10 protein-coding genes are annotated in these 17,607 nt (G+C 36.8%); 4 read left to right on the forward strand and 6 right to left on the reverse strand.

Going from position 1 to position 17,607, the window contains the following annotated elements; genetic code table 11:
• Positions 1 to 198: 198 nt before the first annotated feature.
• The 3 genes from ACQY44_RS17045 to ACQY44_RS17055 are packed head-to-tail and all read right to left on the reverse strand — an operon-like array spanning position 199 to position 3,701.
• A complete protein-coding gene (locus ACQY44_RS17045; RefSeq protein ID WP_428231500.1) occupies positions 199 to 1,089 on the reverse strand; it encodes a Ppx/GppA phosphatase family protein in 891 nt (296 codons plus the stop codon).
• 38 nt (positions 1,090 to 1,127) lie between these two features.
• On the reverse strand, positions 1,128 to 3,209 hold the full coding sequence (gene ppk1 / locus ACQY44_RS17050) for a polyphosphate kinase 1 (protein WP_428231501.1): 2,082 nt from the start codon (positions 3,207 to 3,209) through the stop codon (positions 1,128 to 1,130).
• A 6-nt stretch (positions 3,210 to 3,215) separates the two neighbouring features.
• Positions 3,216 to 3,701, reverse strand: a complete 486-nt coding sequence (locus ACQY44_RS17055; RefSeq protein WP_428231502.1) for a SixA phosphatase family protein — start codon at positions 3,699 to 3,701, stop codon at positions 3,216 to 3,218.
• Between the two features lie 498 nt (positions 3,702 to 4,199).
• Here ACQY44_RS17055 and ACQY44_RS17060 point away from each other — a divergent pair, with 498 nt between their 5' ends.
• From ACQY44_RS17060 to ACQY44_RS17075, 4 genes are all read left to right on the forward strand, one after another.
• On the forward strand, positions 4,200 to 4,751 hold the full coding sequence (locus tag ACQY44_RS17060) for a hypothetical protein (protein WP_428231503.1): 552 nt from the start codon (positions 4,200 to 4,202) through the stop codon (positions 4,749 to 4,751).
• Between the two features lie 38 nt (positions 4,752 to 4,789).
• Positions 4,790 to 12,055: an Ig-like domain-containing protein gene (locus ACQY44_RS17065; protein WP_428231504.1), complete on the forward strand. Its 7,266-nt coding sequence runs from the start codon at positions 4,790 to 4,792 to the stop codon at positions 12,053 to 12,055.
• A gap of 157 nt (positions 12,056 to 12,212) precedes the next feature.
• Positions 12,213 to 13,130, forward strand: a complete 918-nt coding sequence (locus tag ACQY44_RS17070) for a PorP/SprF family type IX secretion system membrane protein (RefSeq protein WP_428231505.1) — start codon at positions 12,213 to 12,215, stop codon at positions 13,128 to 13,130.
• A 13-nt stretch (positions 13,131 to 13,143) separates the two neighbouring features.
• Positions 13,144 to 15,084 (forward strand): OmpA family protein, encoded by a 1,941-nt coding sequence (locus ACQY44_RS17075; protein WP_428231506.1) that lies wholly within the window; start codon positions 13,144 to 13,146, stop codon positions 15,082 to 15,084.
• 152 nt (positions 15,085 to 15,236) lie between these two features.
• On the opposite strand, the gene ACQY44_RS17080 is transcribed toward ACQY44_RS17075, so the two are convergent.
• The 3 genes from ACQY44_RS17080 to ACQY44_RS17090 form a co-directional block, all read right to left on the reverse strand.
• Complete coding sequence (locus tag ACQY44_RS17080) at positions 15,237 to 15,743, reverse strand: CAP domain-containing protein (protein ID WP_428231507.1); 507 nt, start codon at positions 15,741 to 15,743, stop codon at positions 15,237 to 15,239.
• Between the two features lie 173 nt (positions 15,744 to 15,916).
• Positions 15,917 to 16,561, reverse strand: coding sequence for a pyridoxamine 5'-phosphate oxidase (gene pdxH / locus ACQY44_RS17085; RefSeq protein ID WP_428231508.1), 645 nt, complete (start codon positions 16,559 to 16,561; stop codon positions 15,917 to 15,919).
• A gap of 84 nt (positions 16,562 to 16,645) precedes the next feature.
• Complete coding sequence (locus ACQY44_RS17090; RefSeq protein ID WP_428231509.1) at positions 16,646 to 17,551, reverse strand: ribonuclease Z; 906 nt, start codon at positions 17,549 to 17,551, stop codon at positions 16,646 to 16,648.
• Positions 17,552 to 17,607: the final 56 nt, after the last annotated feature.

The following is a 17,607-nucleotide window of genomic DNA, read 5'->3' on the forward strand; positions in this document are numbered from 1 at the left end:
CGCTAAAACACCGTCACTAAAAGCTTCCAGTCTTGTTTTGTTCATATATTTAAGTTTAAGTTTGGCTTAGTGTTATTAAAAAAGTTTGCCACGAATTTCACAAATTTACACTAATTTTTTATTCCTGTGATAAAATATAATTCGTGTAAATTTGTGAAATTCGTGGCAAAAAAAAATATTTTTATAATCCTCTAAAGACTATATTTTACCATAATACATTGCTTTTACTATCCCATCGGAAAGTCCGATTTTTGGAACGTAAATCTGGCGTGCCCCACTCCATTTCATTGCATTAAGATAGATTCTCGTCGCGTGAATAATAACGTCGGCACGATCTGAATTCAATCCCAATTCTGCGATTCTTTGCTCGTAAGTCAATGAATTCAAAAATGCATATTGCGAATTGATATAAATATACGAAAGCGGTTTTTCCTGCTGTTTTCCGGACATTTTAAACAATTTATTAATGTTTCCACCGGATCCGATCAGGGTAACTTCTTCATAATCTGCCGTATTGGTTTTGATCCATTTTTCGATTTCATCCCAAACGACATCGTGTACCATATTATTTAATAGACGAACTGTTCCTGCTTTGAATGATCTTGAATTAATCAGTTTTCCGTCAGAAAACAAAGTAAATTCAGTGCTTCCGCCACCAACATCTACAAAAAGATAGGTTTCATCTGTTTTTAATAAATGATGCAAATCGGTAGAAGCGATAATTGCTGCTTCTTTTTTTCCATCTATAATTTCGATTTTTATGTCAGCTTTCTTTTTAATCAAAGCCACCACTTCTTTGGCATTATATGCTTCACGCATTGCCGAAGTGGCAAACGCCATATAACGCTCTACTTTATGTACTTTCATCAAAAGATTGAATGCTTTCATGGCATCAACCATTCGATCAATATTTTCTTCTGAAATTTCTCCTACGGTAAAGGCATCTTGCCCCAAACGAATTGGCACACGAACAAGCGAACTTTTATTGAATTGAGGTTCTTTGCCATCTTGTTCTACAACATTCGATATCAGAAGCCTCATGGCATTTGAACCAATATCTATTGCTGCAAGTTTCTTTATATTAATCATGCTCACTTATGATTTTGAAAATTATTTTCTGTTTTTTATTAATTTATTTTCTGATGAACTTGTTCTAAAACGGATACTTTATTTTGATAATATTTATACGTTTCAAGTTGTGCTCTAAATGGGGCATGATGATTACGAGGCTTGTATTTATTATCTAATTTATAGGAATGATATCTCACTTTAACATTCCCTTTCCATGCAATATTAAAATTATCTATTAGTTCTTTCTTTATTTCAAGATCATAAATGGGGCAAGTCACTTCAACTCTTCCATCAAGATTACGGGTCATAAAATCAGCCGATGAAATGTACACTTCTGTTAGGCCTGCGTTTCCAAAAATATAAACTCTGGAATGTTCCAGGTAATTATCGACAATACTTATGGCTTCGATATTTTCGCTCATTCCCGGAATCCCTGGAATCAAAGAACAAATTCCTCTTACCTGAAGCTGGATTTTTACACCTGCATTACTGGCTTCATATAATTTGTCGATCATTTTAAAATCAGACAAACTATTCATTTTTAATTTGATATGGGTTTTTCTGCCTGCCAAAGCATGCAAAATCTCACGATCAATCAGTTTAATAAATTTTGTTCGTGTATAATGTGGTGATACAATCAAATGCTTGTATCTGTGTACTCTGTAGTTGATATCAAAAAATTCGAAAATTTTAGAAATGTCTTTCAAAATTCCCTGATGACAGGTAAAAAGGGTAACATCTGTATAAATTTTTGCGGTCGATTCATTGAAATTTCCTGTCGAAATAAATCCGTAGCGACGTGCTTTTCCGTCTTCAACTCTTTCAATGACACAAATTTTACTGTGTACCTTTAAACCTTTTATTCCAAAAATAAGGTCAATTCCTTCTGTTTGCATTTGTTCCGCATACGAGATGTTCGTTGCTTCATCAAAACGTGCCTGAAGTTCGATCTGAACCGTTACCTTTTTACCATTTTTAGCTGCATTAATCAGAGAGCTAATAATTTGCGAATTCTTAGCCAAACGATATAAAGTAATTTTTATACTGGTGACTTTTGGATCTAAAGCCGCTTCACGCAAGAACTTTGTTAAATAGGAAAAAGACTGGTACGGTGCATGCAGTAAATAATCTTTTTTATTGATTTTTTCCAGAATACTTCCTCCAAGACTCAATCCCGGAATGGGTAATGGTTCATTTGGTTTGTATAATAAATCGAATCTTCCCAGATTTGGAAAACTCATATAATCACGACGATTATGGTATCTTCCACCGGGAATGATACTGTCTGTTTCTACAATTTTCATTTTATCCAAAAAGAAATGTAGTGTATCTTCTTCGATTAGATTATCATAAATAAAACGTACCGGTTCTCCTATTCTTCTGTCTTTTACAGATGTTGCTATTTTTTCAAGCATACTTTTACTCAAATCACTATCGATGTCTAACTGGGCATCACGAGTAATTTTGATCATGTGCGCCGAAACACTTTTATAATCGAAAATATTAAATATATTTTTCAGATTATAACGAATGACATCATCAATTAAAATAACATAATGTTTCTCATCTTGTGACGGCAGGACCACAAACCTGTTGATTGTTTTTGGAATCTCGATGACAGCGTAACGTACTTCATCATTTGTATTCATTTCTAAACGAACGGCCAAATATCCCAAAGTATCTTTCAGAATAGGAAATTCAGCTAAATCATTCAAAATAATGGTTACCAGTTCCGGACTTAATTTTTGAGCAAAAAAGTCTTTTAGATAACTTTTCTGATCTTCCGTAATTTGATCTTCGTTTATAATAAAGATGTTTTCAGCTTCCAGCTCTGCTTCGATATTACCTAAAATACGTAAGCTTTCAGACTGCTGCTGAATCACAATCTCAGTAATATCTTTAATTAATTGATGAGCAGAAACTCCACCTAAATATTTTTCTCCAGAAATTCCGGAAAGACTAAGTCTTCGGATTGCAGCATAACGAACCCTGAAAAATTCATCTAAGTTGTTCGAAAAAATTCCAACAAAACGCAGTCTGTCTAAAAGTGGAACCGTATTATCTGCTGCTTCCTGAAGAACTCTCGCATTAAACGCTAACCAACTTTTTTCTCTATCGATATATTTCTGTTCGTACACTATTATTTATTTTAAATCTTTGGGGAAAATTGTTTTATGAGTTTTACCTTTATTGATAGTAGTCCAACTTTCTGCATCGAATCGTAACGATACAAAGCCGGAAGTTGGGACATTTTCGATAAAAACATCCCCAAATTTATTAACAAAATTTGTAATAGCCTCGTTATGTCCAAAAAGAATAACGCTTTCGAAACTATTATCACATGATTTGATAATCTTTTCCAGTTGTCTGTCATCAAAAGTATAAAGATCGTCTTTATAAACAATACTTTCTATAGGATAGGAAATGTTTTGTGCAAATATAAGGGCTGTTTCTGAAGCTCGCGCTGCTGTACTGCTCCAAATTATATATGTTTTAGGCAGATATTTTGAAATATTTGCCGAAACTTCATGGGCATCTAATATTCCTTTCTTCATTAAAGGTCTGTCAAAATCTTTTAGAGGAGCTTCCCAACTTGATTTAGCATGACGTATTAAAATTAAATTTTTCATAAGCGGCAGGTTTAGAAACCTCTTAAGAGGTTCATCATTTTATTGAACTTCTAATTTACTAAAAGAAATATCAAACCATCTCTCTTTTGTATTTCTGTTAACATTTAATACAAATTTTAACAGGAATAAAAAATTCTCCAAACTCAAATAATATTAAAAAGAAAACTTTATGCCTTAGCTCATAAATGCTCTTCATCTATTAAAACTAACACTTAGTCGATATTGTACTCATGTTTAATAAATTAACTAAATCATTGATTATTAAACATTTAAAACATTTTATTTTTTGCTTTTTTGTACTAAAAAACAAAAAAATAGCTGTTTTTTATTTGTTAGAAATACCCCTTAAAAATGCTTTTTTGATCTTTATTTCACAAAAAAAATACATTTCAACGAGTTTTTAGGTTAGTTACGGATAAAAAAAATCAAAATTAATCCCTGCCTATAACTTTGATTCTGTTAAAATTTGATCAATATCACAAACAAAAGTATTAAGTTATGAAAACCAAAACTACTCTTGAAAAAGCAATGAAATTTATTTTTAATTGTAAGATTATTTTCTCTTTTAAAAACAGCATTTTTCAAAAAAAACACTTTGGCCTAATCTTTTTTTTAATCACCTCTATTTCATTTGCTCAATCTGGTTCGTGCAATGGTTCATTGATTGTTGAAAATAACGGAAACATAAGAAGTACTCCGCTCGACGGAACTTATTATTCGATGGTACTTACCAACAACAGTCCTCTAGAAGATACTTTCGCCTTAAGCAATAAAAATATTAATGCAACGTGTGTTAATAGTGACGGAAGCTCTACAGCAGGAAATAGTATTGTTAATGCTGATTTTATAGATTCTGAAAGAAATTCTCTTAACGAAATTACCCTGAGCCCCGGGCAATCTGTCCACTTTTACATTCATATTACAGTTCCCGTTAGCACTTCTGTACAAAAATGGTCTTGTAATCAAATTACTGCAACCTCAAAAAACTGTACCAACTATGCTGTTGATACTGTCTTACACACCTACATCATTAATCCAATTAATGATTAAAAATAAATAGATCGAGTATTCTCTTAAAATAATTTAAAATGGAAAAACTATTACTTTTTTTAAGCAATATAAAAAAAATAAACTTTGCCGTATTATTTCTTCTGTCATCTTCCTTTGTTTTTGCACAATCTATAACTACCAACAAAACAGTAACAGCAAACGCGACCAATTGCGGTGTTGTTAATGTAAAAGTAGATATTACAGGTAGTAACCCAATTACCCGAAATTCAGATGTAATTTTGGCAATTGACGTATCCGGAAGTATGGGCTATACTATTACAGGAGATTTTAAAACATCAATGGATTACGCTAAAGATGCAGCAATAGCATTCCTTACGCAAGCAAAAGTAAATCCACAAAACCGAATTGCAATTGTAGCATACAGTACGACTGCTTCTTTAAAAATAGGACTTACTTATCTGGATGCTGCCGGTGTAACATTGATAACCAATCAGATCAATGCTTTAAAAGCTACTAATTCAACCAATATTTATGCTGGAATTGTTAGAGCCGAAACTGAATTGGAAACCAATGGCCGATTTGATTGCAGCACTGCAAGAAGTATCATTTTACTTACTGATGGTGTAACAAACGTAACAGGTACTGGTGGAAATACAAATTGTAGTGTCAGCAAGACATCACAATGTGTTACCGATGCTATAAGTGCTGCCACAAATGCAAAAACAACCACAAAATCAAGTGTAGTTTACAACAATCAAATTTTTTCTGTGGGTCTTTTTGGAAGTATTTCCGGAAATATAAATACCAATAATAGTGATCAGAATATTGCTAAATTTACTTTGGACGGTATACAAGGAAGTCCTGCTTATATTACACAAAGTGGCGCTAGCTTAACTTCAATCTACAATCAGATTGCAACTCAAATCTCGTGGATTGCCCAGAATTTAATCACTAAAGAAACTGTTATTCCAGGTTTCACTATAGGCTCAATAACAACAAGTAAAGGAGCGGCGACATTATCAGGACAGGTTATTACGTGGAATACTGATTTTTTAAATTCAGAAACGATTACACTAAATTATCAATTGACACCAACGGGAACCACTTGCGGTAATCAGATCGTTAGCACATCTACATTAAATTATCAAAATTCGTCTTGTGCAAATGATTCTAAAACAATTAGCAGTCCAAGTTATTTTGTTCCTTGCTCACCAATAATTTCAGGGGTTTTAACAGCATGTGGATCGACCAATTTAAGTGCTGCTACAAATGCAGCTTCACCAACTTACGTATGGTATAAAGATAATAATGTACTACCTGGTGAAATTTCTGCTACACTTGTAGCAACTGCCAGCGGTGTTTATAAAGTAAAAGTAAAAAATGGGACAACAAATTGCGAACTAAACTCAGCAGAATCTACTGTATCAATTAGTCCTGCTGCAGCACTTACAGCACCTGCAAATACAAGTATTTCAGGTTGTGGAACAGCTGCAATAACAGAACTTCCCTACAGTACAACAAGTACTGCTATAACTTTGGCACAATTAACAACCGCAGGAGGAACATTACCAAACAGCGCTTTAATAGGAACTTATACTATATCATATTCTGATGCTGCTACAGGTACGTGCCCAATTGTTGTTACACGCACATTTAAAGTTGCAGCGACTTGCGGAAATATTACAGCTCAACAAACTATCACCATTCAGGATACAACAGTGCCAACTTGGACGACGCTTCCAACGGCACTGAACGTGACCTTGCAATGTAGCGATGCGACTGCCTTGACCAATGCTCAGGCAAGCGCTCCGGTGGCAACTGATAATTGTGGTACGGTAACTTACACCAAAACAACCGGAACTTTTATAGCAGGAACTTGCCCCAATTCCGGAACTTATACCAATACCTGGGTTGCCAAGGATGTCTGTAATAATATTTCCACCACTTTTACCCAGATCATTACCATTCAGGATACAACCGCGCCAACTTGGACAACACTTCCAACGGCACTTAATGTGACTTTACAATGTAACGATGCGACTGCCTTGACCAATGCTCAGGCAAGCGCTCCGGTGGCAACTGATAATTGTGGAGCTGTCTCTTACACCAAAACAACCGGAACTTTTGTGGCAGGAACTTGCGCCAATTCAGGAACTTATACCAATACCTGGGTTGCCAAGGATGTCTGTAATAATACTTCCACCACTTTTACTCAGGTCATTACCATTCAGGATACAACCGCACCAACTTGGACAACACTTCCAACGGCACTGAACGTGACCTTGCAATGTAGCGATGCGACTGCCTTGACCAATGCTCAGGCAAGCGCTCCGGTGGCAACTGATAATTGCGGAACTGTGACTTACACCAAAACAACCGGAACTTTTGTGGCAGGAACTTGCGCCAATTCCGGAACTTATACCAATACCTGGGTTGCCAAGGATGTCTGTAATAATACTTCCATCACTTTTACTCAGGTCATTACCATTCAGGATACAACCGTGCCAACTTGGACGACGCTTCCAACGGCACTTAATGTAACTTTACAATGTAGCGATGTAGCAGGACTAACAGCTGCTCAAAATCAAGTGCCAACTGCAACTGATAATTGTGGAGCTGTCTCTTACACCAAAACAACCGGAACTTTTGTGACAGGAACCTGTGCAAATTCCGGAACTTATACCAATACCTGGGTTGCCAAGGATGTCTGTAATAATACTTCCACCACTTTTACTCAGGTCATTACCATTCAGGATACAACCGTGCCAACTTGGACGACGCTTCCAACGGCACTTAATGTGACTTTACAATGTAACGATGCCACTGCCTTGACCAATGCTCAGGCAAGCGCTCCGGTGGCAACTGATAATTGTGGAGCTGTCTCTTACACCAAAACAACCGGAACTTTTGTGACAGGAACCTGTGCAAATTCCGGAACTTATACCAATACCTGGGTTGCCAAGGATGTCTGTAATAATACTTCCACCACTTTTACTCAGGTCATTACCATTCAGGATACAACCGCGCCAACTTGGACAACACTTCCAACAGCACTGAACGTGACTTTACAATGTAGCGATGCGACTGCCTTGACCAATGCTCAGGCAAGCGCTCCGGTGGCAATTGATAATTGTGGTACGGTAACTTACACCAAAACAACCGGAACTTTTGTGGCAGGAACCTGCGCCAATTCCGGAACTTATACCAATACCTGGGTTGCCAAGGATGTCTGTAATAATACTTCGACCACTTTTACTCAGGTCATTACCATTCAGGATACAACCGCGCCAACTTGGACGACTCCAATTGCTTCTTTAGATAAAATTATCGAATGTAGTGATGCGGCAGCTTTAGCTTCCGCGCAAGCGTTATTCCCTACAGCTTCGGATTTATGTGATAACGATGTTTCGAATGTTGTAAAAGTAAGCGGTGCTTTTGTAGCTTCTGCTAATTGTTCGAATGCGGGAACTTATTCCAACACCTGGACGATAAAAGACGATTGCGGAAATACTTCTGATGTTTTCACGCAAGTGATTACGATTCAAGATACTTCTGCTCCGACTTGGACAACTCCAATTGCTTCTTTAAACAAAACTATCGAATGTAGTGATGCGGCAGCTTTAGCTTCCGCGCAAGCGTTATTCCCTACAGCTTCGGATTCTTGTGATGGTGATGTTTCGAATGTTATAAAAGTAAGTGGTGCTTTTGTAGCTTCTGCTAATTGTTCGAATGCGGGAACATACACCAACACCTGGACGGTAAAAGACGATTGCGGAAATACTTCTGATGTTTTCACGCAAGTGATTACGATTCAAGATACTTCTGCTCCGACTTGGACAACTCCAATTGCTTCTTTAGATAAAACTATCGAATGTAGTGATGCGGCAGCTTTAAGTGCTGCGCAAGCGTTATTCCCTACAGCTTCGGATTTATGTGATAACGATGTTTCGAATGTTATAAAAGTAAGCGGTGCTTTTGTAGCTTCTGCTAATTGTGCGAATGCGGGAACTTACACCAATACATGGACGGTAAAAGACGATTGCGGAAATACTTCTGATGTTTTCACGCAAGTGATTACGATTCAGGATACTTCGGCTCCGACTTGGACAACTCCAATTGCTTCTTTAGATAAAACTATCGAATGTAGTGATGCGGCAGCTTTAAGTGCTGCGCAAGCGTTATTCCCTACAGCTTCGGATTTATGTGATAACGATGTTTCGAATGTTATAAAAGTAAGCGGTGCTTTTGTAGCTTCTGCTAATTGTGCGAATGCGGGAACTTACACCAATACATGGACGGTAAAAGACGATTGCGAAAATACTTCTGATGTTTTCACACAAGTGATTACGATTCAAGATACTTCTGCTCCGACTTGGACAACTCCAATTGCTTCTTTAGATAAAACTATCGAATGTAGTGATGCGGCAGCTTTAAGTGCTGCGCAAGCGTTATTCCCTACAGCTTCGGATTTATGTGATAACGATGTTTCGAATGTTATAAAAGTAAGCGGTGCTTTTGTAGCTTCTGCTAATTGTGCGAATGCGGGAACTTACACCAATACATGGACGGTAAAAGACGATTGCGAAAATACTTCTGATGTTTTCACACAAGTGATTACGATTCAAGATACTTCTGCTCCGACTTGGACAACTCCAATTGCTTCTTTAAACAAAACTATCGAATGTAGTGATGCGGCAGCTTTAAGTGCTGCGCAAGCGTTATTCCCTATAGCTTCGGATTTATGTGATAACGATGTTTCGAATGTTGTAAAAGTAAGTGGCGCTTTTGTAGCTTCTGCTAATTGTTCGAATGCGGGAACTTACTCCAACACCTGGACGATAAAAGACGATTGCGGAAATACTTCTGATGTTTTCACGCAAGTGATTACGATTCAGGATACTTCGGCTCCGACTTGGACAACTCCAATTGCTTCTTTAGATAAAACTATCGAATGTAGTGATGCGGCAGCTTTAAGTGCTGCGCAAGCGTTATTCCCTACAGCTTCGGATTTATGTGATAACGATGTTTCGAATGTTATAAAAGTAAGTGGCGCTTTTGTAGCTTCTGCTAATTGTGCGAATGCGGGAACTTACACCAATACATGGACGGTAAAAGACGATTGCGAAAATACTTCTGATGTTTTCACACAAGTGATTACGATTCAAGATACTTCTGCTCCGACTTGGACAACTCCAATTGCTTCTTTAGATAAAACTATCGAATGTAGTGATGCGGCAGCTTTAAGTGCTGCGCAAGCGTTATTCCCTACAGCTTCGGATTTATGTGATAACGATGTTTCGAATGTTATAAAAGTAAGCGGTGCTTTTGTAGCTTCTGCTAATTGTGCGAATGCGGGAACTTACACCAATACATGGACGGTAAAAGACGATTGCGAAAATACTTCTGATGTTTTCACACAAGTGATTACGATTCAAGATACTTCTGCTCCGACTTGGACAACTCCAATTGCTTCTTTAAACAAAACTATCGAATGTAGTGATGCGGCAGCTTTAAGTGCTGCGCAAGCGTTATTCCCTATAGCTTCGGATTTATGTGATAACGATGTTTCGAATGTTGTAAAAGTAAGTGGCGCTTTTGTAGCTTCTGCTAATTGTTCGAATGCGGGAACTTACTCCAACACCTGGACGATAAAAGACGATTGCGGAAATACTTCTGATGTTTTCACGCAAGTGATTACGATTCAGGATACTTCGGCTCCGACTTGGACAACTCCAATTGCTTCTTTAGATAAAACTATCGAATGTAGTGATGCGGCAGCTTTAAGTGCTGCGCAAGCGTTATTCCCTACAGCTTCGGATTTATGTGATAACGATGTTTCGAATGTTATAAAAGTAAGTGGCGCTTTTGTAGCTTCTGCTAATTGTTCGAATGCGGGAACTTACACCAATACATGGACGGTAAAAGACGATTGCGAAAATACTTCTGATGTTTTCACACAAGTGATTACGATTCAAGATACTTCTGCTCCGACTTGGACAACTCCAATTGCTTCTTTAAACAAAACTATCGAATGTAGTGATGCGGCAGCTTTAAGTGCTGCGCAAGCGTTATTCCCTATAGCTTCGGATTTATGTGATAACGATGTTTCGAATGTTATAAAAGTAAGCGGCGCTTTTGTAGCTTCTGCTAATTGTTCGAATGCGGGAACTTACACCAACACCTGGACGGTAAAAGACGATTGCGGAAATACTTCTGATGTTTTCACGCAAGTGATTACGATTCAGGATACTTCGGCGCCAAAATTTACTGGAAATCTTCCGTTAGCAATTACAGTTTCTTGTGACGCTGTTCCTGCTCCTGCAAACCTTGACGTCTCTGATAATTGCAATAGTAATTTACCTATCGTTTTCAATGAAATAAAAAGTAATATTGAGAATGAATGTACTAGTAATTATACGCTTACGCGTAAATGGACTACCAGCGATTGTGCCGGAAATACAGCCTCTTATACTCAAATTATAACAGTAAGAGATACAACTCCGCCTACAGGAACTGTTCCGGCAGATATTACTTTAGAAAATATATCCGATATTCCAGTTGCAAACCCAAATACTATAATTGATGCTGCTGATAATTGTAGCCCATCTGTAAGTGTAACGGTAAGTGATTCTGATAATGGAGGAACAGGCTGTGGAAGTAGCCCTTATATCTTAAAAAGAACCTATACTTTATCTGACTGTGCAGGTAATAAAACTGAACTAATACAAACGATTACAATTAACCACAATACTATAACAACTGCACCTATTGCTACTCAAGCTTGTAATGCCGATACATCCACAGTTAATTTATTTAATTTATTGCCCAAAACGACCAATTCTACAGGAACCTGGATAGATACGGATAATTCTCACGCTATAAATGGGAATGTTGTTACCTCTTTTGGACTTCCTATTGGTAACTATGAATTTGAGTACAAAATACAGGATGGAGCTTGTCCCAGAAGTTTATTTGTAAACCTATCTATTAATGACGACTGCAAAGTATTAGCATGTGAGACTGTTCTTGTACACAATGCCTTCTCTCCAAATGGTGACGGAATAAATGATATTTTCACAATTGATGGTATCGATGATACAACCTGTTACCCGGAAAACAATGTAGAAATCTACAATCGTTGGGGAATACTGGTATTTGAAACAAACAATTACAACAATACAAGCAATGCATTTGACGGAACATCAAGAGGCAGAACCACTATTAAACAATCTGACGGATTACCAACCGGAACTTATTTCTATATCCTTAACTACAAATCCCTGGACGGAAATAATGTTATTCAAAATAATAAGAAAGACGGATATTTGTATTTATCAAAATAAAAAACATAACACATTGTATTTTAAACACATAAAGATGTATTTTAAAATAATTAATAAAAAAATCCTTATTTTTGAATATACAAATGCATTGACTTTTTTTAGGATTTTAATTAGTAAAAAAAATCAATAGTAATAATTGAAATAATAAATATCTACTATGAGAACAAAATTATTTTTCTTCGTCATTATGTTTGTAAGCATTGCCAGTTATGCACAACAAGATGCACAATTTACGCAATACATGTACAACACCATCACCATAAATCCGGCCTATGCGGGATCACGAGGAGCTTTGAGTATTTTTGGTTTATACCGTACCCAGTGGGTTGGACTCGACGGAGCACCGGAAACGAGTAGTTTTTCAGTAAATACGCCTATAAATAATAGTAATCTGGGAGTTGGTGTGTCTTTAATCAACGATAAAATTGGCCCTACCAATGAGAATAATCTTTCGGTTGATCTGTCCTATACCGTTCAGACATCGGCTGATTTTAAGCTTTCCTTCGGGATAAAAGGAACGGCAAATTTGTTCAATCTCGATGTCAATAAATTAAATCCCGAGAGCCAGGGCGATCCTCAGTTTCAGAATTTAGACAATGTCTTCAAACCTAATGTAGGAGCCGGGGTGTACTGGCATTCTGATAAGGCTTACATTGGTTTATCGGTTCCCAATTTTATCGAAACCAATCGTTATGATGATAATGATGTGGCCATTTTCAAAGATAAAATCAACTATTATTTAATGGCCGGCTATGTTTTTGATCTCGATAAATACCAATACATCAAGTTCAAACCTGCCGTATTGGGTAAAATGGTCGAAGGCGCTCCGCTTCAGGTCGATATCTCGGCCAATTTTATGTTCATTGATAAATTTGTGCTGGGGGTCGCCTACAGATGGAGCGCCGCAGTGAGTGCCATGGCCGGTTTTCAGGTCACAGACGGACTTTATATTGGGTATGGCTACGATCATGAAACCACCAGATTACAAAATTATAATTCAGGATCCCATGAGATATTCCTGCGTTATGAGTTCCGTAAAAACAATGGTAAAATGACAACCCCACGTTTCTTCTAAAAAATAAATGATTATGAAAAATTATATATTACTATACCTTACTCTTATAACTGTTTTTTCATTTGACAGTTATGCCCAGGAATCCAAAGTAGCCGCCGGAGACAAAAAATACGCCGACTATGCCTATATCGATGCCATTAAGACCTATGAGCGTGTCGCTGAGAAAGGATATAAATCAGAGGACATGTTCAAAAAACTGGGGAATTCCTATTATTTCAATTCCGACTTTGAAGGCGCTGCCAAATGGTATGCAGAATTATTTGCCATGAATACAAATCCTGAACCGGAATATTATTACCGTTATGCACAGTCTCTGAAATCAACCGGACAAAACGACAAGGCCAATCAACTTCTTGCTGAATTTACAGCCAAATTCAAAAACGACAACAGAGGAAAATTGTACAAAGAAGATGTCAATTATCTCGATCAGATCAAAGCCAATTCCGGACGCTACAAAATTGAAGATGCCGGAATTAATTCTAAATATTCCGACTACGGATCTTTTGTTTACAATAATAAGATATACTTTGCCTCGGCCAGGGATACCGGAAACTTCTCGCAACGCAAACACAAATGGACAGGGGAATACTTTACCAATTTGTATTTTGCCGATGTAGATCCAGCCACTAATGTAAGTGCTAAAGTAGAAAAGTTTAAAACAGCTCTCAATACCAAATTCCATGAATCTTCGCCGGTGTTTACCAAAGACGGCAAAACGGTTTATTTTACCCGAAACAATTATGTAAACGGCAAAAAAGGAAAAGATGAAAACAAAATTACTTTAATCAAAATATACAAAGCCACCCTTGATGCGAATGGCAAATGGTCCAATATTACCGAGCTTCCTTTTAATAGTGACAATTACAGTACGGCACATCCGGCGCTGAGTCCTGATGAGAAGACCTTGTATTTTGCATCGGATATGCCCGGAACGATCGGACAGTCTGATATTTATAAAGTGAGTATAAACAACAATACATCTTACGGACCGCCCACCAATCTGGGCAATACCATTAATACCGAAGGCAAGGAGACTTTTCCCTATGTCACCGGTGAAAACGAAATCTATTTTGCCTCAGACGGTCATCCCGGACTGGGCGGACTCGATGTATTTGTGGGCAAAATCGAGGATAACGGAACCATCAGCAGTATTCAGAATGTGGGTGGGGATGTTAATTCCCCAAAAGATGATTTTGCCTATATTATCGATCCGGTTTCCCGAAAAGGGTATTTCAGTTCCAATAAAGATGGCGGTCAGGGTTCGGATGATATTTATAAGTTTTTGGAAACCAGAAAACTCCAATGCATTCAGGCGCTTGAAGGAATCATTACTGATGCCCGGACCAGCATTATTTTACCGGGAGCAAAAGTCACTTTATATGAAAGCCAAACCCTGAAAAACAGCACCATTGCCGATGCAGCCGGATCCTATACTTTTGCTGTCGAATGCGGAAAAACCTATAATGTAAGGGCCGAAAAACAAGATTATACCACTAAAGAAGTCAGTGTTACTATTGGAAAACTAACCGGAAAAACAAGTCTTCCCATAGCACTGGATAAATCCATCTGTAAAGTCACCATTGGCGATGATCTCGGAAAATGTTTCGGGATTAAAATGATTTATTTCGATTTGGATAAATCCAATATTCGAACCGAAGCCGCACTGGATCTGGAGAAAATACTGGATGTCTTAAATACTAATCCAACGATGAAACTTGATATCCGCTCCCATACAGACAGCAGGGCTACACACCAGTACAACCAGGCATTGTCTGACCGAAGAGCAAAATCAACGATTCAATGGCTGATCAAAAATGGTGTGGCTAAAAACCGATTAACCGGAAAAGGTTATGGCGAAACCCAATTGGTAAACGGCTGTTCTGATGGCGTACAGTGTACCGAAGAAGAACATCAATTAAACAGAAGAAGTGAATTTATTATTACAGGACTTTAAAAATTAAAATCTTAAATATAAAATTCCAAATTTCAATAAGCGTCTGCATTATTGGAATTTGGAATTTTATATTTAAGATTTCTTCTAATAAAAAAGTCGTTGTAAACCTATGATTTACAACGACTACTAAAAACCAACCAGTCCAATAATATTTAAATTTTTGCGAATATATTCGTATAGTATTTTTTTCCGGTTTTAGGATCAGTGGTTACCGATAAACCAAAATGAGTATAATCACCTTCTATATTCTCCTTATGTCCAGGACTATCTAACCATGCTTTCACAGCAGCTTCAGAAGTTTTATAATTATAGGCAACGTTTTCACCTACCTTTTTAGCTCCTAAAACATTAATAATATTATTTGAACGTAAAGTAAAATCATTATGATCAACGACATTATTCGCAATCATATATTTATTATGTTCTTCGCATTTAAACGAAATATGATTTATTCTTTCTAGTGCATTTAAACCAATACGTACCCTATAATCATTAATAAGTTTCATGGTTTCGATCTCTGAATCATTGTAAGTATAGTTCGTAATCAGAGTTTCGGTTGCAGTACTACTAGTATTGCTTCCCTCAACACTATCTGCAGAGCATGAGTTCATTGTAATAAAAATTACAACGAACATCATGGTATACATCATCTTTTTCATAATCTCTAGCAGTTAAAATTAAAGTAAATGTTGGGGCAAATTCTTTAAATTATATTATCAAAATAAATTTGTCTCGTTTTTCTGATCCAAACTTATTCAATATATCGGTAAACTGCAAAATTAATCGATGAAATACATGTTTATTTTATTAAATTATGTATTTTTCTTACAAATTAAGAAGACAATCTTTCAATCTTCCAGAAGAAATCAGATTGGCTTTGGTAACGTATTCTGTCATGCAGTCTATTGGGTCTCCCCTGCCAAAATTCTACCTCTAATGGCGTTACTAAATACCCTCCCCAATTCTCAGGTCTTGGAATTGATTTTCCTTCAAATTGTGCTTCGAGTTTTTTTAGATTTTCTTCTAAAAAAGTTCTGGAAGGAATCACTTCGCTCTGATGCGAAACAATGGCGCCCAGTTTACTTCCGTCCGGACGAGAATCAAAATAACCGTCGGATATATTTTCAGAAGTTTTTTGGGCAATTCCTTTTATGATTACCTGACGTTCCATTTCCTGCCAGAAAAAAGACAAACAAATATGTGGGTTTGCCGCAATTGCTTTTCCTTTTTCCGATTCATAATTGGTATAAAAAATGAAACCTTCTTCAGAGAATTTCTTTAGTAAAACCACTCTTGATTTCGGAAAACCATCTAACCCAATGGTAGAAACCGTCATGGCATTCACTTCTCCCCTTGCTCCAAATTCTTCGACTTCATGAAACCATCTGTTAAAAAGATTAATGGGATCTTCCGGAATATTAGTTTCTAATAATTCGCTTTTCTCGTAAGATTTTCTATAATTGCTTAAATCATTCATTTTTCCTATTTGTTAAATGTGATATGCTAAATGAGATATGTTAGCAGTATAATTTTTTACTTCTAACATGTACTATCTAACAATTTAAAATTCAAAAGAAACCCCATCATCACCTGAAAGCACATTTGGAAAAATGGTTTCGGCTTCTTCTTTAAAACGTTCAATACCATCATATCTTGTAGAATAATGTCCTAATACCAATTGTTTTGCATTGGCTTTAAGCGCAATTGTTGCAGCTTCAATTGCTGTCGAATGCAGCGTTTTTTGAGCTAAGGCAGCTTCTGATTGCAGGAAAGTAGACTCATGATACAAAACATCAACATCTTTTATAATCGGAAGAATGTCTTCATGGTAAGCAGTATCAGAACAAAAAGCATAACTCTTTGCCGGAATTGGGTCGAAAGATAATTCTTCATTTTTGATTACAGTTCCGTCATCCAGCGTAACATTTCCTCCACCCTTTATTTTTTGATAGTAAGCGGTATGAATATCGTATTGCTGAACAGCATCGACATTTAGTTTTCTTTCTCCGGGTTTCTCCTGAAACAGAAATCCGTTGGTATATACGCGATGTTTCAGTGGAATCGTTTTTACAATCACTCGATTATCTTCAAAAATAATTTCGCTTTCTTTTGATTCTAACTCATGGAAAAACAAATTATAAGTTGTCCAGGATTCTGTCAGTTTCAATTGAAGAAGAATTAATTCTTTAATTCCTTTGGGGCCGTAAATGTGCAGATCAGTTGTTCTGCCCAAAAGTGAAAAAGTCGAAATAGTACCAATTAGGCCATAAAGATGATCTCCGTGCAAATGTGAAATAAAAATGTGATTAATTTTTGAGAATTTAATCTTGTTTTTGCGCAATTGTACCTGAGTTCCCTCGCCGCAATCTATTAAAAACAATCTGTTCTTAATTTCTAAAACCTGCGAAGTTGGGTTGGTAAGTGTTCTGGGAGTTGCGGCATAACAGCCAAGTATGGTAAGTTTCAATTTATGTTTATTCGTTTATTTGTTAATCTGTCTAATCTTAAAACTGTTGATTTGTT

It is taken from the genome of Flavobacterium sp., from assembly GCF_965277525.1.
In the GTDB taxonomy this organism is placed as follows: domain Bacteria; phylum Bacteroidota; class Bacteroidia; order Flavobacteriales; family Flavobacteriaceae; genus Flavobacterium.